The sequence below is a fragment of the Roseibium sp. genome, from assembly GCF_965229775.1.
In the GTDB taxonomy this organism is placed as follows: Bacteria; Pseudomonadota; Alphaproteobacteria; order Rhizobiales; family Stappiaceae; genus Roseibium.
On record NZ_OZ245929.1, the window covers coordinates 4,606,031 to 4,625,693 of the forward strand.

Annotated in this window: 22 protein-coding genes and 1 tRNA gene; 4 read left to right on the forward strand and 19 right to left on the reverse strand. The window is 61.2% G+C overall.

What is annotated here, in order from left to right:
• Nucleotides 1-22: 22 nt before the first annotated feature.
• The 3 genes from ACO07N_RS20710 (at nucleotide 23) to ACO07N_RS20720 (ending at nucleotide 2,179) form a co-directional block, all read left to right on the forward strand.
• Nucleotides 23-802: an SIR2 family NAD-dependent protein deacylase gene (locus ACO07N_RS20710; protein WP_421982846.1), complete on the forward strand. Its 780-nt coding sequence runs from the start codon at nucleotides 23-25 to the stop codon at nucleotides 800-802.
• A 137-nt stretch (nucleotides 803-939) separates the two neighbouring features.
• Nucleotides 940-1,521 (forward strand): cold-shock protein, encoded by a 582-nt coding sequence (locus ACO07N_RS20715; RefSeq protein ID WP_421982847.1) that lies wholly within the window; start codon nucleotides 940-942, stop codon nucleotides 1,519-1,521.
• Nucleotides 1,522-1,696: 175 nt separating this feature from the next.
• Nucleotides 1,697-2,179, forward strand: coding sequence for a DUF192 domain-containing protein (locus ACO07N_RS20720; protein ID WP_421982848.1), 483 nt, complete (start codon nucleotides 1,697-1,699; stop codon nucleotides 2,177-2,179).
• A 342-nt stretch (nucleotides 2,180-2,521) separates the two neighbouring features.
• Here ACO07N_RS20720 and ACO07N_RS20725 read toward each other — a convergent pair whose 3' ends face one another.
• Nucleotides 2,522-3,235, reverse strand: coding sequence for a peptidoglycan-binding protein (locus ACO07N_RS20725; RefSeq protein WP_421982849.1), 714 nt, complete (start codon nucleotides 3,233-3,235; stop codon nucleotides 2,522-2,524).
• Nucleotides 3,236-3,551: 316 nt separating this feature from the next.
• Here ACO07N_RS20725 and ACO07N_RS20730 point away from each other — a divergent pair.
• A tRNA-Pro gene (locus ACO07N_RS20730) sits at nucleotides 3,552-3,628 on the forward strand.
• Between the two features lie 322 nt (nucleotides 3,629-3,950).
• Here ACO07N_RS20730 and ACO07N_RS20735 read toward each other — a convergent pair.
• The 18 genes from ACO07N_RS20735 to ACO07N_RS20820 all read right to left on the reverse strand — a co-directional run bounded on the left by ACO07N_RS20735 (nucleotide 3,951) and on the right by ACO07N_RS20820 (nucleotide 19,616).
• A complete protein-coding gene (locus ACO07N_RS20735; protein WP_421982850.1) occupies nucleotides 3,951-4,385 on the reverse strand; it encodes a GFA family protein in 435 nt (144 codons plus the stop codon).
• 25 nt (nucleotides 4,386-4,410) lie between these two features.
• Nucleotides 4,411-4,716, reverse strand: coding sequence for a YciI family protein (locus ACO07N_RS20740; RefSeq protein WP_421982851.1), 306 nt, complete (start codon nucleotides 4,714-4,716; stop codon nucleotides 4,411-4,413).
• A gap of 8 nt (nucleotides 4,717-4,724) precedes the next feature.
• Nucleotides 4,725-6,686: a TRAP transporter large permease subunit gene (locus tag ACO07N_RS20745; protein ID WP_421982852.1), complete on the reverse strand. Its 1,962-nt coding sequence runs from the start codon at nucleotides 6,684-6,686 to the stop codon at nucleotides 4,725-4,727.
• 14 nt (nucleotides 6,687-6,700) lie between these two features.
• A complete protein-coding gene (locus tag ACO07N_RS20750; protein ID WP_421982853.1) occupies nucleotides 6,701-7,753 on the reverse strand; it encodes a C4-dicarboxylate TRAP transporter substrate-binding protein in 1,053 nt (350 codons plus the stop codon).
• 26 nt (nucleotides 7,754-7,779) lie between these two features.
• The gene (locus ACO07N_RS20755; RefSeq protein WP_421982854.1) at nucleotides 7,780-7,947 is read right to left on the reverse strand and encodes a hypothetical protein; all 168 of its coding nucleotides are present in this window, start codon (nucleotides 7,945-7,947) and stop codon (nucleotides 7,780-7,782) included.
• Nucleotides 7,941-8,171 carry a hypothetical protein gene (locus tag ACO07N_RS20760; protein ID WP_421982855.1) on the reverse strand — a complete coding sequence of 77 codons (231 nt, stop codon included), beginning with the start codon at nucleotides 8,169-8,171 and terminating at the stop codon, nucleotides 7,941-7,943. Before ACO07N_RS20760 ends, ACO07N_RS20755 begins: the two co-directional genes overlap by 7 nt.
• Nucleotides 8,172-8,183: 12 nt before the next feature.
• Entirely contained in the window at nucleotides 8,184-8,777 is a 594-nt protein-coding gene (locus ACO07N_RS20765) for a malonic semialdehyde reductase (protein WP_421984463.1), read from the reverse strand.
• Nucleotides 8,778-8,858: 81 nt separating this feature from the next.
• The gene (locus tag ACO07N_RS20770; protein WP_421982856.1) at nucleotides 8,859-9,695 is read right to left on the reverse strand and encodes a 3-keto-5-aminohexanoate cleavage protein; all 837 of its coding nucleotides are present in this window, start codon (nucleotides 9,693-9,695) and stop codon (nucleotides 8,859-8,861) included.
• A gap of 1 nt (nucleotide 9,696) precedes the next feature.
• A complete protein-coding gene (locus ACO07N_RS20775) occupies nucleotides 9,697-10,584 on the reverse strand; it encodes an intradiol ring-cleavage dioxygenase (protein ID WP_421982857.1) in 888 nt (295 codons plus the stop codon).
• Between the two features lie 10 nt (nucleotides 10,585-10,594).
• Nucleotides 10,595-12,352 (reverse strand): FAD-dependent oxidoreductase, encoded by a 1,758-nt coding sequence (locus ACO07N_RS20780; RefSeq protein WP_421982858.1) that lies wholly within the window; start codon nucleotides 12,350-12,352, stop codon nucleotides 10,595-10,597.
• A gap of 22 nt (nucleotides 12,353-12,374) precedes the next feature.
• Nucleotides 12,375-12,953: a VOC family protein gene (locus ACO07N_RS20785; RefSeq protein WP_421982859.1), complete on the reverse strand. Its 579-nt coding sequence runs from the start codon at nucleotides 12,951-12,953 to the stop codon at nucleotides 12,375-12,377.
• A gap of 1 nt (nucleotide 12,954) precedes the next feature.
• Entirely contained in the window at nucleotides 12,955-14,028 is a 1,074-nt protein-coding gene (locus ACO07N_RS20790; RefSeq protein WP_421982860.1) for a branched-chain amino acid ABC transporter permease, read from the reverse strand.
• A gap of 10 nt (nucleotides 14,029-14,038) precedes the next feature.
• On the reverse strand, nucleotides 14,039-14,902 hold the full coding sequence (locus ACO07N_RS20795; protein ID WP_421982861.1) for a branched-chain amino acid ABC transporter permease: 864 nt from the start codon (nucleotides 14,900-14,902) through the stop codon (nucleotides 14,039-14,041).
• Nucleotides 14,899-15,606, reverse strand: a complete 708-nt coding sequence (locus tag ACO07N_RS20800; protein ID WP_421982862.1) for an ABC transporter ATP-binding protein — start codon at nucleotides 15,604-15,606, stop codon at nucleotides 14,899-14,901. Before ACO07N_RS20800 ends, ACO07N_RS20795 begins: the two co-directional genes overlap by 4 nt.
• Complete coding sequence (locus tag ACO07N_RS20805; protein WP_421982863.1) at nucleotides 15,606-16,325, reverse strand: ABC transporter ATP-binding protein; 720 nt, start codon at nucleotides 16,323-16,325, stop codon at nucleotides 15,606-15,608. Before ACO07N_RS20805 ends, ACO07N_RS20800 begins: the two co-directional genes overlap by 1 nt.
• A 52-nt stretch (nucleotides 16,326-16,377) precedes the next feature.
• Nucleotides 16,378-17,658: an ABC transporter substrate-binding protein gene (locus ACO07N_RS20810; protein WP_421982864.1), complete on the reverse strand. Its 1,281-nt coding sequence runs from the start codon at nucleotides 17,656-17,658 to the stop codon at nucleotides 16,378-16,380.
• 24 nt (nucleotides 17,659-17,682) lie between these two features.
• Nucleotides 17,683-18,744: a maleylacetate reductase gene (locus ACO07N_RS20815; RefSeq protein ID WP_421982865.1), complete on the reverse strand. Its 1,062-nt coding sequence runs from the start codon at nucleotides 18,742-18,744 to the stop codon at nucleotides 17,683-17,685.
• Nucleotides 18,741-19,616, reverse strand: coding sequence for a dioxygenase (locus tag ACO07N_RS20820; RefSeq protein WP_421982866.1), 876 nt, complete (start codon nucleotides 19,614-19,616; stop codon nucleotides 18,741-18,743). Before ACO07N_RS20820 ends, ACO07N_RS20815 begins: the two co-directional genes overlap by 4 nt.
• Between the last annotated feature and the right edge of the window lie 47 nt (nucleotides 19,617-19,663).

Here is a 19,663-nt window from a genome sequence, read left to right on the forward strand (position 1 = left end):
TCCAGAGGTGCCCGGCCGGCTCATGACCCTTATCACCAGCCTTTCCGAAGCCAGAGACTTTGTAGCCGATTTTTTGCAGGATGACGGCCTCAGCATCGTTGCTTTGACCGGCGCGGGTATTTCGACTGAATCGGGAATTCCGGATTTCCGGTCCCCGGGAGGGATATGGTCCCAGCGCAGGCCGGTTCAATACCAGGATTTCATTGCTTCCGAAAAAAGCCGTCTTGAAGACTGGGACCGGCGTTTCGAGATGGCGGACTTCTTTGAAAAGGCCAGGCCAAACGCCGCGCACAGGGCCCTGACGAAACTGGCGGAGACGGGGCAGCTCAAGTGCCTGGTGACCCAGAATGTCGACGGTTTGCATCAGGCGGCGGGGTTTCCGGAGGACAGGCTGATCGAAATTCACGGCAACTCGACGTTTGCCACCTGCCTGGATTGCGGCAGGCGGGCGGAACTCGCTGACCAGAGGAAGGACGTGGAGGAAAGGCGCTCGCCGCGCTGTACCGCCTGTGGCGGCCTTCTCAAGGCCGCGGTCATCAGTTTCGGCCAGCAGATGCCCGAGGCCGAGCTTGAAGCCGCCTTTCAGGCCACGCAGGCCTGCGACGTCTTCCTGGCGATGGGAACCTCGCTCGTGGTGCACCCCGCGGCCCAGTTGCCGGTAAATGCTGTTCGTTACCGCGCCGAACTCGTGATTCTCAATGGACAAGAAACGCCGCTCGATTCGCTCGCCTCTACTGTCATTCGAACGCCGCTGGCACAAACTTTTTCAGGTTTTGGCGAAGAAACTGATCAAAACATGTAAATGGTCTGTGGTTAGTTCCACAATTTCGCTTCTCGCTATAAGTCGCAATGTTATCCTTTTATTAGGAATCGGTCGTGAGGTGAGTCGCAACTTGCCCTCGGCCAAATGATGCGGACCAGAGACGGGACAATATCGCTATGGGGGTGAAAACCGCACGGGAACCCCGCGCGCTCGAAACGACGACAGAGGACGTTGCCGTCGACGTATTCGAGATTGCCGGAACAATAAAATGGTTCGATGTGGGCAAGGGCTATGGCTTCATCGTACCCGACAGCGGAGACGGCGACATACTTCTGCACGTGACCTGTCTCAGACGCGACGGTTACCAGACGGCTTACGAGGGCGCGCGCGTCGTCTGCGAAGTGCTCGACAGGCCCCGTGGCCTGCAGGCGTTCCGCATCCTGTCGATGGACGAAACGACGGCGACCCATCCCTCGCAGCTGCCGCCGTCAAGAACCCATGTCCAGGTCGTTCCCGAAGGCGGGTTTGAAACGGCGACGGTCAAGTGGTTCAACCGTGTGAAGGGATTCGGTTTCCTGACTCAGGGCGAGGGCACGGAAGACATCTTCATTCACATGGAGACGCTGCGCCGCTTCGGGATCACGGAATTGCGGCCCGGGCAGGATGTGCAGGTTCGTTTCGGCCAGGGGCCGAAGGGGCGCATGGCCGCCGAGATCCGCCCCGTGGGAACCGGAACACATATTCCCGCGTCGCACTGAACCGGGATTGCTTGCGCGGAGTTTCCTTCCGGCCGGACTTGCTCCGGCCTTTTTGTTTGCCGAATGTCCCCGGACAGGCGGGTTGATCCTGAAAACGCGCAGCCCCGAATTCGAATTGACCGGCAGATGTGCAACCGCGCTCCCGCCGATGTGTAACTGTTGAAGGTGAAAACCAGTGTCCCGATTTTTCCGCTCAGCCGCCCAGGTGTTCCTTGCCCTGATCCTGGTGACGGGCCTGTCCGCCGGCGCCGTCGCACAGGATGACGGCAAGCGGCTGCGCACCGAACCCCTGACGGTTGAAAGCTCCGGGAAGACGCATGAGTTCACGGTGGAGGTCGCGGTGACCGCACCCGAGCGTTCCCGCGGCCTGATGTTCCGCGAGGAAATGGCCGCCGACCACGGCATGCTGTTCATCTTCGAACAGGAAGGCGACCGCTATTTCTGGATGAAGAACACGCCGCTGCCGCTCGATATCATCTATATCGACGCCGCCGGCGGGATCGTCAGCATCGCCGCCGACACGACGCCCTTTTCCGAGCAGACGATCCCCTCGGGCGCACCTGCCAAATACGTCCTGGAACTCAACGCCGGGACATCGGCAGAACGTGGCATCAAGGTCGGCGACAGGGTCTCCAGCGCATCGATGACGGGTGGCTGAGCGCGCGAAACGGGAAAACAGAGCTTCCATCCACGATCAACTGATCAGCTTTGTTGGACTGCCGTCCGACTTCGATGTTACCCGTCTGTCAAAATTTAAGATACATTTTTTTGAGACGAAACGGTTCATTAATAAACATGCCGTAGCGTCAAATTGCGATCGAAGGCATCGCTTGGCAACCTCACGCGTGATCCTCCGTAACCCTATGTTTACTCGTGAGGTTGCCACTCCATTCCCGAAAGACCCGTTTGGTGGCGCATTGGTCTGAATCCTGTTCGGATCGGTGGAGACCATATGCCCGCGCGGTCGCTCACTACCTGTTCCGCCAGAGCATGACATCGACTAGATCAGCAGCGGCACTTTCGGCATCCATGTTGTCACGCGTCCGCCCATGCCGTGCAATTCAGGGATCTTGATCACTTTCATGGGGTTGGTCTGCTTCAGGGGATCCATTGTAATTACGGCAGGCTTGCCTTTGTGGATCGTGGTTCCCCACATGACTTCGACATGCCCGACATCGGACCCGGTGGGTTTGTAGCCGATCATGAGGGGCCCGTGCCAGGACATCCGGGTGAAGGCCGTTTCAGCGTAGAACTCGTCTGAAGAGACAGAGAGCGGACGCAGACCGTAGTAGAGTTCCCAGAGTGTCTGGCCGCTCGGGATCCGCAACGCACCATTCGATCTTGCGCCGCCTTCCGAGATCATACCGGAGATGATCTGTTCTTGCGTATAGTTGCGCCGGCCGTGGCGCGTGGTCAGCCAGCTTTCGGTGGCGGCAGCCCAACAGTTGGACGTTGCCCCCTGGAAGACTTCCTTGGGCTTGTGCCTCAGTTTTTGATGATCCTTTTCGAACAGGACAGCGTCGGTGAATGCGCCGACAACGCCGTCGACCATGAGGCTTTCCTGACTTTGAAACGCGTAAACCGCGCCTTCCGTCTTGGACCCGAAATCGCCGTCCGGTGTGAGCGTAATGCCGATTGAGGACCGGTTGAGCTGACGTTGCAACTGTTCGACATAGGGCCCCTTGTAGCCACGTTTCGCTTTCACTGAACTCATCATCAGTCTCCATGCAATTTGGGCCGGCAAGGTGCCGGCTTCACTTGGATGCTGAAATAGCGACGCCGCGGTAATTTCGTTATGATATCCGTCACAAAAGACACGAATTACGCGTATTCCGTGCGAAGGCTCGTTGTCTCGTGGTCGGTTTTCTTGCTGTTTTGGGAACAGTTCGAAACAGGACCGCACGATGCCCGGTTCGCGGAATTGGCCCGGGAACAATTTGCCGGTGCATGTCCACAAAGGACAGAACATCACGCATCATTCCCGCTTGACGCAATCTGCGAACGTCTGTACACCCGCCAAATCAACGGATCGGGGTATAGCGCAGCCTGGTAGCGCATCTGGTTTGGGACCAGAGGGTCGCAAGTTCGAATCTTGCTGCCCCGACCACTTTTCCCAACACGCAAACCACTCGCATCGGACCGCAACACGGTCTGCGAATGCTTTGTTGTGTGCGTCTGTTGCCGCGTTGACATCGGTTCCAAACGGGCGGCGCGGAACTCGGCCCGGCAGACACACTGCCGTCCGAAGAGACCCGGACGATGTCCACTAGTCACCTGAATCTGAAGTTCGGTTCATTTTGCAGCGGGCTTCGAACGAACTGCAGATTCAAGAAGGTGACTAGCAAGTCTATGTTTCTAGTGCGGTTTACGAATTTGAAGTTCGCTTCGCAGACTGCTGCAGCAATGATGCGAACGTCAAATTCACCGCACTAGCCCTTGAAGAACACGGACGGGTCCGGTGGCATTTCGTCGAAGGCGGGGAGGTCCGATCCGTCCAGAACCCCGGGCAGGGCGCGCGAAGCGTAGACATTTGCCCTGGGTTTCACGAAGCTGCCGTCGTCAACCGTGCCGGCGCGCACGACCTTGATCGCCGGACGGCCCGAATTGGCGTTGAAGATCTGCGAGCCGCAGTCGGCGCAATATTCCTTGGTCATGCTGTTGCCGCTGTCCGACTTGTGCTGGAACTTGGCCGTTTCGCCCCGGGTCATCGTGAGGTCTGCGACCCTCACAAAGACATTGGTTGCGTAGCTTGCTCCGGATGATTTGCGGCAGTCGTCGCAGTGGCAGTTCCACATGTTGACCGGATCGCTCGACACCTCGTAGCGGATCGCGCCGCACAGGCACCCGCCCTTGAAACCTGGCATTGTTCTTCATCTCCCTTGACCGGTTTCAGGAACCGGTCATGTTGTTCTGCCTGACATGGACGGCAGAGACGTCGACCGTCTCCCACACATTCGCCGCCTTGAGCGGATCTCCCTCGATAAGCGCTTCAATCGACGCCCGGTCCGGCGCATCCAGCAGGAAGAACGACCCGCGCATGGTCTCCCCGTCATCCCGTGTGAGCGGACCGGAGAGCAGCACCCTGACGCCGTGCCGGGCAGGGGCTTCGCCCAGATAGGCGCGATGAAGATCGATGACGTCGAGGCGCCGGTTGAGGGCGTCCGGGCGGTCCTTGGCAAAGATGACGAAATGCATGGCGGTTCCTATTCAAAGACCAGGCTGAGCGCCGGGATGAAGGTGAGCAGCAAGGTGACGATTGTCATCATGACCACGAACGGAAACGTGCCGATGAAGATGTCGCCGAGGGTCGTGCTGCTGTCCGATATCGTCGCCTTCACCACATAGACCGTCAGTCCGAAGGGGGGCGTCAGCAAACCGATCTCCACGGCGATCACGGTGACGATGCCGAACCAGATGAGATCGCCGCCGAGCCCCGTAACGATGGGCAGCGACAGCGGCAGAAGGATCAGCATGATCGAGGTGGAATCGAGGATCATGCCCATGACGATTACCAGGAGCAGGTAGATCATCATGAAGCCCATCAGCCCGAGCCCGGCATCGGAGAAGAGCATGGTGATTTCCTGCGGGATCGTCGACAGCGTCAGCATCCTTGAATACATTGAGGCCGCAATGATCAGGAGGAGAATCGAGACGGAAACGAGACCGGTATCGACCAGCACCTTCCAGAACCGCGCCCAGGTCAGGCTGCCCTTGGCAACGGCAACGGCGATGGACGCGGCAGCGCCCGCAGCACCAGCCTCGGTCGGCGTGAAGAAACCGGAATAAATGCCGCCGAGAACGATGATCACGAGCACCGTGATCGGGATCAGCTTGACGGCGGCCGTGCCCCAGGTTTCCCCCTCGATTACCGCCGGGCGGTCGCTCTGCATCACCATTCTGGGCCGGAACCTTGCCATCAGGTAGATGCCGACACCGAACACCAGCGCCAGCAGGATGCCCGGTACGATCGCGGCAAGGAAAAGCGCGCCGACGGACTGTTCCGCCAGAACCCCGTAGATGATCAGGAGCAGGCTCGGCGGGATCAGCATGCCGAGGACGGACGAGCCGGCGACCACGCCGAGCGCGAAGCGGTTGTTGTAACCGTTGGCGACCATCTGCGGCACCGCGACCCGCGAGAACACCGCTGCCGAGGCGATGGAAATGCCGGTGATGGAGGCAAACACGGCATTGGCGGCAACGGTCGCCATGCCGAGGCCGCCCTTGATCTTCTGAAGCATCCAGGCGGCGACCCGGTAGGCGTCGCGTCCGATATCTGCCGTGTCGACGATCAGGCCCATGAGCACGAACAGCGGCACGACGCCGAAGAGATAACGGTTGATGGCCCCGTCGGCGGCCAGCGCCAGCGAGCGCATGGCGACATTCGGGTTGTCGCGGATCAGCCAGATGCCGAGAAAGCTGAGCAGGATCAGCACAACCGCAATATGTGCGCCGGAGAAGATCAGCATCAGCATGAAGAAAATCGCGGCGACCCCGATTTCGATCCGGCCGAGATCGGCAAAGAACACCCCGTAGCCGAGTACCAGAAGCAGCGCAAAGCCGATCAGAATGGGCAGGCCTCTGGGCGGCAGGTCAACGGAATGGCGGACGGTGAGAGGTTCGACGCGCGAGGCGTTCAGGATTTCCTTCACATCGATGAGCACCTGCGTGGCGAAAGCCATGCACGTGAGGATCGAGCCGCCGAAAAGACAGGCCTTGATCGGCCAGACGGGTGCTGTGAAGACGCCCTGCGCGCCGAAAAATTCGTTTTCGACCCAGGCGTCCACCAGCTTCGGCCAGGTCCCCCAGGCAATCAGGGCGAAGACGAAGATTCCGGCGAGGTGAAAGAACACGCGCATGACGGCGGCAGCGAAGGGCCTGTGCTCCTCGATGCTGCCGATCAGGATATCGGTGCGGGTCATGCGCCCGCTCATGACGGTGTGGCCGGCCTGAAGGAAAACGATGGCAACGATGGAGTTGGCCACGATCTCCGCAACGCCCTGCACGGGCGAATTGAAGAAGGTGCGTCCGACGATGTCGGAGCAGATCAGGAGCATCAGGCAGAAGATCCAGATCGAGGCGGCCGCACTGACGGCGCCGGTGAGCGCGGAAACCCCGTTCACCGTCCGGTCGGCGCCGTGGCGGAATTGTCGTGATGTGATCGCCACGGCGAGCCCTCCCTTTACTTCTTGGTCCAGTCGATGCGCGGCTCCAGGCCGGCTTCACGCACCTTGGCCATGTAGGCCTGCAAGACGTCCTCGGCGCCGTCGGAGGCATTGGCGTCGGACCAGTCCTTGGCAAGGTTCGGAAGACCGTCGGCCCAGGTCGAGACTTCTTCTGCCGGCAGCGTGGTCACGGTCGCGCCGACTTCCGGCAGCTTGGCCAGGAACGCGTCGTAGCGCGCCATGACTTCCTCGGCATGGGCAACCGTGTATTCCTCGCCAAGTTCCGTCAGGACCTTGCGGACATCGTCAGACAGGCCGTCCCAGACATCCTTGTTGATGCCAAGACCGCCGGTCATCTGCGCGCCGATACCGACAAGCGTTACGTAGGGGGCGACCTCGTAATGCTTGTTCGGAAAGGCGCCGGTCACGATGACGACCATGCCGTCGGCAACGCCGGTCTGGATCTGGTTGTAGTAGGTCGGCAGCGCGCCGTTCACCGGGACAGCACCCAGATGCTTGATCCAGTTGGCGGACGGCCCCGGTGCGAGGATCTTGCGGCCTTCCAGGTCCTTCAGGGAATTCACCGGGAAATTCGTCAGCAGGTGATAGGTTTCCACACCGCTGGCGCCGAGGAAGACCACGTTCTGATCATCCCAGGCTTTCTGCAGGGCGGGCAGTTCGCGGTGCAGCTCGTTCATGATCTTCAGCGTCGCAACAAGGTCATCGGAAACGAAGGGCGTGAAATAGGTCATGTTCTGGAGCGGCATCTTGGAACCTTCCCAGAGCGTGCCGACCCAGCCGGCGTCGGTCAGGCCGTCGCCGACGGCTTCCAGCGTGTCCTTGAAGCCGTAGAGCGATCCGCCATAGGCTTCCGTCCATTCGATCCGGTCTTCGGCCCCCATCGCCTCCAGGCGTTTGTTGGATTCGCCGACCACCAGGGTGGACAGCTGTCCGACCCAGGGCAAGACGGTCGGATGGCTGGATGCCATCGTCAGGTTGTAGGTTTCGGCCTGTGCCGGTGCCATGGCCGCTGCGGCGGCGAGGCTGAGTGCAGCTATCATGCGTTTCATGCGTTTTCCTCCCAAAAGAGCGGTCATCAGGCGACCGCGTGGCGTCCTGTCGAGAAATTCACCTCGACCGTGATCCGGCCTTCGTTGAGCAGCCAGGGCCGGATCGTGAAACTGCGTGCACCCGAGGAATGCATCGGATCTGTCTCGGCGATTTCACGGGCGTGGGCGAGGCTGTCGGCGCGAATGATCACCATGCTTCGCCGTTCCAGGTATGTTCGTCGTCGGCCCAGAAAGGACCGGCACCGAGCATGATGCCCCTCTGTTCCAGGTCGACCTGGAACTTCAGGTGTTCTTCGATGTTTTCCATCACCGGCCCCATTCCGTTCGTCGGGCTGGTGAAGACGACGAAAAGCTGCTTTTGCAGCATCCCCGCCGAGGCTTTCAGGATGTCGTCCTTGGTAATGTGCGGGCCTGACATGGCGTGGTCCTCCTAAAGCGTCTGACAGACGTCGGCGTAGTCGAACCTGGGAAGACGCCGGAAAATCTTCGACGTGTCGGCGTAACCAAGGTTCACAAGGAAATTCGATTTGAGGGACGTTCCGTGGAAAAACTCCTCGTCCACTTTCTTGTTGTCGAAACCGGACATGGCCCCGACATCCAGCCCGACGGCTCTCGCGGCGAGCATGAAATAGGCGCCCTGCAGCGTCCCGTTCCGGAAGGCGTTGACCTGCGCTGCCGTCGAGTTGTTGCGGAAGATGTCCTGCGCATTGGGATTGGGCGGGAACAGCTTCGGCAGCTCCTCCCAGAAGTTCAGGTCATAGGCGATGATTGCCGTAACGGGAGCGGTGCGCATCTTGGGCCTGTTGGCCTCCATCAGGCACGGCTCGAGCCTGTCCTTGGCATCGTCCGAATGGATGAACAGCACCCGCATGGGCTGCTGGTTCATCGAGGTCGGTCCCATTTTCGCAATGTCGTAGAGCGCATGCAGCGTCTCTTCGGACACATCGCGGTCCTGCCAGCCGTAGTGGGTGCGGGCCACCGTGAACAGGAGTTCGAGGGTTGTCGGGTCCGCTGAATGTTCCATGGCCTGGAAGGCGCGGGCGGCCTCTCTGGCTTCAACATGTGCGGCTTCGAAGGGATCGCTCATTTAAGGGTTCCTGGGTTTTCAGTGGGGTTTGGGGGCAAGGCCAAGCAGCGACCGGGCTTCGTGGGCTGACGCAACAGGCCGGTTGTTGGCGGCACAGATTTCGGCTGTTCGCTTGACAAGAGCGGCGTTCGACGGCGCGAGCCGGTCCCGGTCGAGGCGGATGTTGTCCTCAAGCCCGGTGCGGGCATGGCCGCCGGCAGCGATCGACCATTCGTTCAAGGTGAGTTGGCTCGCACCGATACCGGCGGCGCACCATTCAGCATCCGGCATCAGGCGCTCGACTGTTCTGACGTAGTAGTCGAACACATCCTTGTCCGCGGGCATGGCGTTCTTCACGCCCATGACGAACTGGATGTAGATATCTCCCGGAATGCGTCCGTCCCGGTTCATCGCCGCCGCCTGGTGGATATGGCTGAGATCGAACGCCTCGATTTCCGGCTTCACGTCGTGGATCTTCATTTCCCCGGCCAGCCAGTCGACAAGGTCGGGTGCGTTCTCATAGACCCTGGTCGGGAAGTTGTTGGAGCCGACCGAGAGCGAGGCCATGTCGGGTTTCAGCGGCAGCATGCCGCCGCGCGCCTTGCCCGCCCCGGATCTGCCCCCCGTGGAGAACTGGATGATCATGCCGGGGCAGTGCTTTTCCAGTCCTTCCTTGAGCCGGGCGAATTTCTCCGGGTCGGAGCTCGGGGTTTGATCGTCGTTGCGCACATGGGCATGGCAGATCGTCGCCCCGGCCTCGAATGCCTCGTGGGTGCTCTCGACTTGCTCGGAAACCGTGATCGGCACGGCCGGATTGTGCTCCTTGCGCGGCAGGGAGCCGGTAATCGCGACGCAGATGATGCAGGGTTTGGACATCTTACGCCTTCTTCGGAGCCAGCACGAAATCGAACTCGACGTCCCAGAAAGAGGGGCCGCTGAAACCGGCGTCCCGTGTCTTTTCCGGGTCTTCGATCTTGCGGAAGTCCGCGATCAGGCTCTTCTTGACCCCGAACACGCTGTCGGAATCGATGTATTCGTCATCCGGGTCGAAGATATGTGTGGTCAGCTCGTCGTAACCGTCCTTGGACACGATGTAGTGGAGATGCGCCGGGCGGAACGGGTGCCGTCCGAGCCGGTTCAGCATGTCGCCGACAGGTCCGTCGGCCGGGATCGAGTAGTGTTTCGGCTTGACCGCCCGGAACCAGTATTTGCCGTCCGGTCCGGTGCGGAACACGCCGCGCAGGTTGAACTCCGGCTGGATGCCTTTCTGCTGGACGTCATAAAAGCCTTCATCATTGGCCTGCCAGACATCGATCTTGACCCCCTCCATGGGATTGCCGTCGATGTCCTTGACCATGCCGCGTACCAGCAGGTCTTCGCCCTTATCATCCAGGCAGATGTTGTGTCCCATCTCGTATTCCGGCGCATCGCCCAGGTGGAAGGGCCCGAGGACCGTGTTTTCCGAGGCGCCGGTCGGGCGGCGCGAGTTGACGGCATCGACCAGCATCGAGACACCGAGCACGTCGGACAACAGGATGAACTCCTGGCGCCAGTCGTCGCATTTGTGCCCCGTCGCCGTCAGGAACTGTATGGCCTTGAACCATTCTTCCTGGGTCGGTTCGATTTCCTTTACCGCCTCGTGAAGCTTGCGCGTCACGACTTCCATGATTTCCTTCAGGCGCGGGTCACTGGCGTTCTTGTTCCGGCCCGTAACCACTTCCGCGGAATTTTCTTCGGTGAAATAACCAAGCTCGTGAGCTTCCATCGGGCTCTCCTTAACGTGCGAGAATTTTGGAAAAGACGCGGCGCAGATCGCCGGCAGGATCGCTTGTCAGTCCGGTGCTGCGCCACGCGACATGCTGGTCCGGACGCACCAGGACGCAGCCCTTGTCGCTGACCTCGCGCGCCCGCGCCCAGTCGCCGGTGTGATCGACATATGTCCGGCGCGGACCGATCACATGCACCACGACATTGAGACCGAACTCCGCGCCGACGGATTTCGCGGTTTCTTCCCAGGCTTCGCCGCCTATGCCGGTGAAAACGGTGAAGGCGCCGCCGCCGCACAGATCGAGCGTCGAAAACTTGTCGCCCGTGTCGTGATCGAACAGCCAGCAATGGGGAATGCGGGCTCCCGGCCAGGTGGTCGCCTGGTAGTGAAGCTCTGCATCGCGTTCGAAAGCCGGCTCCGGCTGGCCGTCCGTTTCAACCGCATTTGACTTGTAGCGCTGGTTCATTTCCACGCCGTGGGCATCGAACTCGTATTTCTTGAAGGCGATCGCCTTGCGGATCGCCTCGCGTTGCGCTTCTGCGGCATCGGTGCTGTCGCAACGTGCGACCAGGTTCTGCTGCATGACCTCCGGGTCGACACCTTCGCCCATGCCGAGCGCTTCGAAGATCGGGCCGAATTCGGCAATCGACTGGTTGGCACGGGTCACGATTTGCTTGGCGACGGGTGCCCGTTCGACGCTGTAGCTGTCGAGCAGCGCTTCGCTCGCCTGGCCCTTCAGAACCGCGGCAAGCTTCCAGGCCAGGTTGAAACTGTCCTGGATCGAGGTGTTGGATCCCAGACCGTTGGACGGCGGATGCCTGTGCGCCGCATCGCCCATGATGAACACCCGGTCCTTTTGCATGTGCGTGGCGTACATGTTGTTGACGGTCCAGGTGTTTGCCGAGATCAGTTCGATAGTGAGCTCCGGGTCACCGACCAGTTGGCGGGCCACGTCGGTTGCCATTGCTTCATCGACTTCCGGGGCCGGCTGGTTGATGTCGTAACCCCAGACGATCAGCCACTCGTTCCAGGGCCGCACCATCCTGACGAGGCCCATGCCGATACCGCCGACATCCGCGCCGGGCTGCATCACCCAATAAAGAACGGAGGGCCGGTGGGCGACATATTTGGAAAGGTCCGCCCGGAACAGGATGTTCATCGAGCCGCCGACGCCCATCTTGCCTTCGAACGGCAGGCCGGCATGTTCGGCAACGAGGGAATTGCCGCCGTCAGCACCGACGAGATATTTCGAGCGGATGGTGAACTCCTTGCCCGACAGCCGGTCGAGGCAAGTGGTTGTCACGCCTTCAGCGTCCTGTTCGTGCGAGAGGTACTGGGTCGACATGCGTGCCTGGGTGCCCCGCGAGCAGGCTGTCTTGAACAGAAGCGGCTCCATGAAGGTCTGCGGCAGGTCGTTCATCATGGTCGGCGAGGCCATCAGGTGCTCGGCCTTCGAGAGCGGATGATTGCCCCAGCTCTTCATTCGGCCGATTTCTTCACCGGCAAGGCTCTCACAGAAGACGTTTTCGCCCATGAGTTCCTGATGCGCGGCGAAGAGGTAGGCTTCGTCCTCGACCTCGCGTCCGAGATCCCTCAGGACCTCCATGGTGCGCTGGTTCGTAATATGCGCGCGCGGCGTGTTGGCGAGCCAGCGATATCGGTTGATCGCCATGTTCTCGATGCCGTAGGTCGACAGAAGCGCCGCTGTCGCGGAGCCCGCCGGACCTGTGCCGATGATCAGGACATCGGTGCTGTAATCAGCCATTTGCAGTTCCTCCAAATATCGATCAGGACCGGGGGTCCCAGAGGCGCGCGTCGAAATCCGCCTCGTAGGCCTTGCCGTCCGGGTAACTCACGAGTTCAAGCTGCATGCCCCACGGAGCAAGGAAATAGACCCAGGTTTCCCCGGCCGACGGGCCTTCGGTCATCTTCGTTGGTGCGCCCAGCACCTTGATGCCCTTGTCCTGCAGGTAGGCGACCGCGCCGTCCATGTCGGTGGTGTAGAACGCAAGGTGGTGTCCGCCGATGTCGGAGTTGCGTGGCGGCTCGCTGTCCTGGTCCGGTGCGGTGTACTGGAAGATTTCAAGGTTGGCGCCGTTTGCGCAGCGCACGAGGCGCATGGCCGGAATGGTCGCTTTCGGATCGACGTTCAGGTGATCCTGCATCCACGTGCTGTCGCCGCCGGAAAACGGGCCGAGCGGATAGAACGCCTTGCAGCCGAGCGTGCCGGTGAAAAACGTGACGGCCTCTTCCAGGTCGGGGACGGTGAAACCGATATGGTCCATACCCTTCATGCCGGGCAGGCCATCGGCCGTCGCCATGGAGCCGCTTGCGATCAGAAACAGGGCTGTGAGTGTCTTTTTCATGTCAACCTCCCGGTTTTTCGGTAGGGCCGCTGGAGAGCCGGCGGCGGATGGGAAAGAGTTCGATGCCGGTGCGGTCGGTGAAGAGACCCCAGAGGCCACGCGGTGCGAACAGCATGATGACGATGCCCAGCAAACCGAGGACCAGCAGGTACCAGGAGCCATAGCCGGACAGGGAATTCTGCAGGGCAAAGAACACGAGGACGCCGATGATCGGTCCCTCGATCGTTCCGATGCCGCCGATGACGACGATGAAGATCACGTAGGCGGTCCAGTCCAGCACCGAGAAGGCGGCATCGGGAGAAATCCGGGCTTTCTGGACATAGATGAGTGCGCCGGCGAGGCCCGTGATGAAGGCTGTGCTGAGATAAACGATTGTCTTCAGCCGCTGCGCATCAACGCCGACGGAACGGGCGGCGTTCTGGTTGTCGCGCACGGCCGCGAGCCCGAGCCCCTGCCGTGAGCGCAGCAGCCGGTAGACCACCCCGACCGTGACGACGGCGAGCACCAGCGCGAGCCAGAAGGTGATGACGTCTGTTGCCGCAGAGGTCTTTAAGCCGAACGTGTCCTTCAGGAATTCAAGGCCGAACATTTCTCGGGTCGCGCTGCGGGGCAGGGATGTGCCCGTGCCGCCGCCGAGGGCTTTCCATTGCGCGACCGTAAGACGGACGATTTCCGCGACAACCCAGGTGCCGATGGCGAAATAGGCCCCCTGCAGACGGAAAGTGAAGAAGGCGGTCGGGATGGCCAGCAGGGCAGCCGCGACGCCGCCGAGAAGGATCGAGACCAGCGGATCAAGGTCCAGAAGGATAACGCCACCGAACATGGCATAGGCGCCGATACCGACGAAGGCCTGTTGGCCGACGGAGACGAGACCTGCATAGCCTGCGAGAAGGTTCCAGCCCTGGGCCAGCACCAGCATGGTCAGAATGAAGAACAGGTCCTGGATCAGGCTGCGCGATGCATAGAAGGGGGCAAAGGCGAGGACGATCACGAGGACAGCGGCAAGGCCGAGGAAGATGGTCGACGTGCGCGTCCGGGTCTCGACGGTCCAGGCGGGTTGGGCGGAGCTAGTCATGGCAGCTTCCTCAATCCACGGCCCGCGGGAACAGGCCGCGCGGTCTGAACAACAGGACAATGACGAAGGCGATGTGCCCGGCGAGGATCTGCCATTCCGGATTGATCGCGGCCCCGAGGGTCTGCGCGACGCCGATAATGATCCCGCCGGCGAGCGTGCCCCAGAGCGATCCGAGGCCGCCGATGATCACGGCTTCGAAGGCATAAATCAGGCGCGCCGGTCCGATCGTCGGGTCGAAATTGGCGCGGGTGCCCAGGTAAAGCGCAGCGATGGTCACGACGACCATGGCGATCCCGGTCGCGGTTGCAAAGATGTTCTGGGGACGGATCCCCATGAGGCTGGCGATAACGGAGTCATCTGAAGTCGCTCGGAAGGCCCGGCCGAGCGACGTGCTGTAGAAAAGCCGGTTGAGTGCGATGATCACGATGATCGCGGACAGGAAGGTGAGCAGTGGCATGACGCCGACATTGACGGGCCCGATTGCGAGCGATGCGGTTTCCAGCGGGCCGACGGACAAGCGCTGGCTGTCGGCGGAAAAGCCTTCCAGGAGAGCGTTCTGGATCACGATCGACAGACCGAAGGTAACGAGCAGAGGCGGCAGGATGTCGGGTCCGAGGGTTCGGTTGAGAACATGCATCTGTAGCAACCAGCCGATGCCGAACAGCAACGGGGCAGAGATCAGGGCCGCGAGAAACGGGTCGATGCCAAGCAGCGTCACCAGCACCAGGATCAGGTAGGCGGCCATGACGATGAGATCGCCGTGGGCCAGGTTCACCAGCCGCATGATCCCGAAGACGAGGCTGAGTCCGGCGGCGAAGAGGGCATAGAGCCCGCCAAGCAGAACACCCTGGACGATTGTGTCGACCCAGATCATGCGGAAGCTCCGAAATATGCGTTGTGGATGGCGTCGCGGCTGAGGTCGGACGGGGCCCCTTCGAGCGTGATCCGCCCTTCCATCATGCAGTAGACGCGGTCGGCGACCTTCAGTGCCTGGCCGATGTCCTGCTCCACCACGACGATCGATGTTCCGGTTTCCTTGATTTTCGGCAGAGCGGCGTAGATGTCCTTGATGATCACCGGCGCAAGGCCGAGGCTGATTTCATCGCACAGGAGCACGCGCGGATTGGACATCAGCGCCCGTCCGATCGCCACCATCTGCTGCTGTCCGCCGGAAAGGGCGGTTCCGGGATTGAGCCGGCGCTCCTTCAGGACAGGGAACATCTCGTAGACGGTCTCAAGGGTCCAGACACCGGCGCCTTTGCGGCCATATGCGCCAATCAGCAGGTTTTCCTCAACGCTCAGCGATGGGAACAATTTGCGTCCTTCGGGCACCATGGCGATGCCTTTTTTCACGATGTCCGCCGCGTGCGTGGACCCGATCCGGTCGTTCTCGAACATGATGGCTTCGGGCTGGTTGGACAGAACGCCGGAGATGGAGCGCATCAGCGTGGTCTTGCCGGCCCCGTTTGCGCCGATGATCGCCACCGTCTCGCCTTGCTCAAGCCGGATATCGACCCCGAAGAGAGCCTGGAAGTCGCCGTAGTGGGCGGTCAGATTGTCTGTCTGAAGCAGCGCCATCACACATCGATCCCGAGATAGATTTCCCGCACTTCCTGCGAGTTCATGATGGCGTCCGGCTCGCCGATCCCGATCACCTTGCCGAAGTCGAGCACCAGAAGACGTTCGGCGACCGATGTCAGGGCGTGGAGGACGTGCTCGATCCAGATGATCGACATGCCGCCAGAGTGGATCTTCTGGATGGTTGCGACAAGCGCGTGGCATTCGCCTTCAGTCAGCCCGCCGGCGATCTCGTCGAGCAGCAGCACCTTGGGCCGGGTTGCCATGGCGCGGGCCAGTTCCAGGCGCTTGCGTTCCAGCAGGCTGAGCCTGCCGGCAACTTCGTTCGCCTTTCCGATCAAGCCCGTTTCAACGAGGATCTCTGCGCATTCGTCGGACACGGCGCTTTCCGGCAACCGGTTGCCGAAGGCTCCGGCAACGATGAGGTTTTCAAAAACCGTCAGCTTCTCGAAAGGCTGCGGGATCTGGAACGTGCGTCCAAGTCCGCTGAGACACCGTTCCATCGGCGGGACGTGTGTTACGTCCTGACCGAGAAACGCGATCCGGCCCTCATCCACCGGCAGATTGCCGGTGATGAGGTTGAACAGGGTCGATTTGCCGGCGCCGTTCGGTCCGATCACACCCAGTGCCTCGCCTTCGGCAAGATCAAACGTGATGTGTTGCGAAACGCGCAGCGCGCCAAAGGCTTTCGACACATTGTCCAGTGCCAGGATCGTCATTGGCTCTCTCCCTCAAGCTCGGCGCTGACACGAGGTCCGCGCCTGTCAGAACTCAGGTGATCGGTTCCATCTTTCCGCCGGTCGGAATGTCCGGTGCGGTTTGGTTGTCGGTAATGACGAGGTCGTAGCCACCGCCGTCTTTCAGCCGCCACTGACCGCCGACCAGTGGTGTCTTGGCAACGTTCCTCTGAGCAAAGGGCGGCAGGCCCTTTCCGTCCCAGGCGATTGGACCGACGATGGTGTCGAGTTTCGTTGCAGCGATCACTTCCGCCACTTCGTCTGCATCCGTCGGATCGTTGGCGCGCTTCATCACATCCGCCGCCAATTCGAAAAGCGCATGAACAAAGCCGATGGGCTGGGTCCAGGGCCGTCCGGTGGCTTCGGTGAAGCCGGATGCGAGCTGGCCCGAGCTTTCGCCAGTGAGCGACGAAGAGAACGGATGCGTCGGGCTCCACCAGACTTCGGACGACAGGTTGTTGCCGGCATCGCCGAGCGCTTCGACGGCCTGCGGAAACAGGATCGCCTTGCCGATCGAGGCGACTTTCGGTGTGAAGCCCTGCTGCTTGGCCTGCGTCCAGAACGTGGTGAAATCCGGCGGGATCATCACGCCTGTCACGATGTCCGCGTTCGCCTGCTTGAAGGCATTGATCTGAGCCGTGAAATCGTCGGTCAGGTTCTGGTAGCGGCCGGGATCGGTCAGGCCGTAGCCGAGTTTTTCGAGGACCGGCGGAAAGCCCACATTCGGGTCACCCCAGGCATTGCCGTCACCGTCATTGGGAAACAGGCCGCCGACCTGCTTGTTGGTGTCGAGCTGCCCCCACATGTTGGTGAAGACCGCGATGACATCCTCAAGGCCCCAGAAGAAATGATAGGAGTAGTAGAACGGTTCCCAGCTTCCCGGGTCACCCGGATTGCCCTGCTGGCCGATGAACCAGGGTTGCCACGGCGCGACTGTCGAGATGCAGGGGATTTCTTCGCTCTCGCATGTGGTCGTGACCGGGTTGGTGGTTTCCGGAGTGGACGCCACCAGCATCAGGTTGATTTCATCGTCGATGATCAGTTCGCGGGCGACTTCGGCAGCCCGGTTAGGGTTGGACTGGCTGTCCTTGACGATCACCTCGATATTGAGGCCTTCGGCTTTCGCTGCCGCGTTGAAACCGCTGATGATGAAATTGTCGGCTTCGGCAAAGGCGGCAAGGGGGCCGGTTTGCGGGCTCACATAGCCGAGCTTGATCGGCGTGCCCTGCGCACGCGCAGGCAGGGTAAGACCGGATGAGCCTGCAAGAGCGGCGGTTGCCGCGGTCGATTTCAGAAATGTGCGTCTATTCAACATGTTGGTTCCTCCCAGACCAGGTGGTCAGACTGCGGGACGCGACCCTTCCCAGGCGTCCTGCAGCAGATTTCGGATGGACGCGCGGTCGATTGGGCGCGGGTTCCAGTACGGATTTTCGGTTGCGATATCGGCGGCGCGATCAAGGTCCGCTTCGCTGAGGCCAAGATCCCTGAGCGCTAGCGGCGCACCGATTTTCGTCGAGAAATCGAAGAGGCCTGCGCCCGGGGTCGCGCCGAAAAGATCGGCAATCGGCTGCAATTGTTCGGGAACTGCGGCGGCGTTGAAACCGACCGTGTGCGGAAGCATGATCGCGTGGGTTTCCGCGTGCGGCGTGTCGAAACTGCCACCGAGCGTGTGGCAGATCTTGTGGTGAAGCGCCATGCCGACAGTACCGAGGACCGTGCCGCAGAGCCACGCACCATAGAGCGCTGCGGAGCGGGCCTCGGTATCTGCCGGGTCTGCCTTGAGCAAAGGCAGAGCCTCGCTGAAGGCAGCCAGACCTTCGGCCGCCATCAGGCTGGAAACGGGATTGCGGTCCTGCGCGTAAAGCGCCTCGGCAGCATGCGCCATGGCGTTCAGGCCGCTGGTGATTGTCATTGAAAGCGGCAGGCCCGTCGTCAGGTCGGCGTCGTAGATCACCACCTCCGGCAGAATACTGTCGCCGCGCACGGTCGTTTTGCGGCCGCCTTCGGTCTGGCCGAGGATCGGCGTTACTTCCGATCCGGCATAGGTTGTCGGAATCACGATCTGGGGCAGGTCGGTGCGGTAGGCGATTGCCTTGCCGAGCCCGGTCGTGGATCCGCCGCCGAGGGAAACGACACTGTCCGCGCCCGACGCCTTCACAAGCTCCATCGCTTCGTCCGTAACGTCGACCGGCGTGTGCATCGTCGCCTTGGCAAACACGCCCACGGCAAGTGCGCCAAGGTCTCCGGCGAGCTTTTCCGCGTCATTTGCCTGATGCGGCGTGGACAGCACCAGCGCCTTTCCGCAACCGAGTTTTTCCACCCATACCCCGGTTTCGGCACGCTTGCCGGCGCCGAACACGATATGGGCTGCGCTGCCTCTGTAGGTGAAGGCGCGGGTCATGCATCAAGCTCCTGTCTGGCCGGGTTCAGGTGAAAGTCAATGTCCAGTTCCAGCGCCGCGTCCGTTCCCGGCCGGGCTTCCCTGAAGCAGCCGACGAGACCGGGCTTGACGCTGAAAAGCGGGTCTTTGCCAAGATTGGGATCCTCTCCGTCGAAGATCTGCGTCGTCAGGGTCTCGAAACCGTCTGCGGTCACCTGGAAATAGACATGGGCGGGCCGGCAAAGCGGCGCGCCGAGTTTTGCAAGCAGGTCTCCGAGCGGGCCGTCCTTCGGCACTTCGTAGCCGGACGGGCGAATGCTGCGATAGGAAACGCGGCCTTGATCGTCCGAAACGAAATGGCCGCGCAGATTGTGTTCCGGCTGAAGGTCAGGCTGCTGGTTCTCGTAGTAGCCCTGCGCATTGGCCTGCCAGGTCTCGACATGCGCCCCGGCAACGGGCTGGTCGTCCAGGTCCTTGAGGTGAAGAGTGACGTCAACGGGCGTTCCCGCACCGTCGAGCGATATGTTCACGCCGTGGTGCATGAGCGGAACGTCCGGCCGGTAGAAGGGCCCCCGCATGGTGTTCGGGGTTGCCTTTCCGGGGCGGTCGGAATTCAGCGCGTCGACGAGCGTTGACATGCCGAGGAGGTCGGATACCAGCACCCATTCCTGACGCCGGTCGTCGCAAAGGTGGCCGACTTCGGTCAGAAACTCGATTGCCGCGCGCCAGTCGTTCAGGCTCGGACGGGTCTCGCGGACAATCGCATGCAGATGCTCGGCGACCTTGCTGAGCACCAGGGCAAGCCGTTCATCCGAAGTCGTATCAAGCCTGTCGGCAAAGAGCCGGTCGGACGTTTCCGTCTTGAAATAGGCGATGTCGGACATGCCGGCCATGGTTCCTCCCTACGGTCATTTCCTGACCCTTCGGGAAGACTATCGGG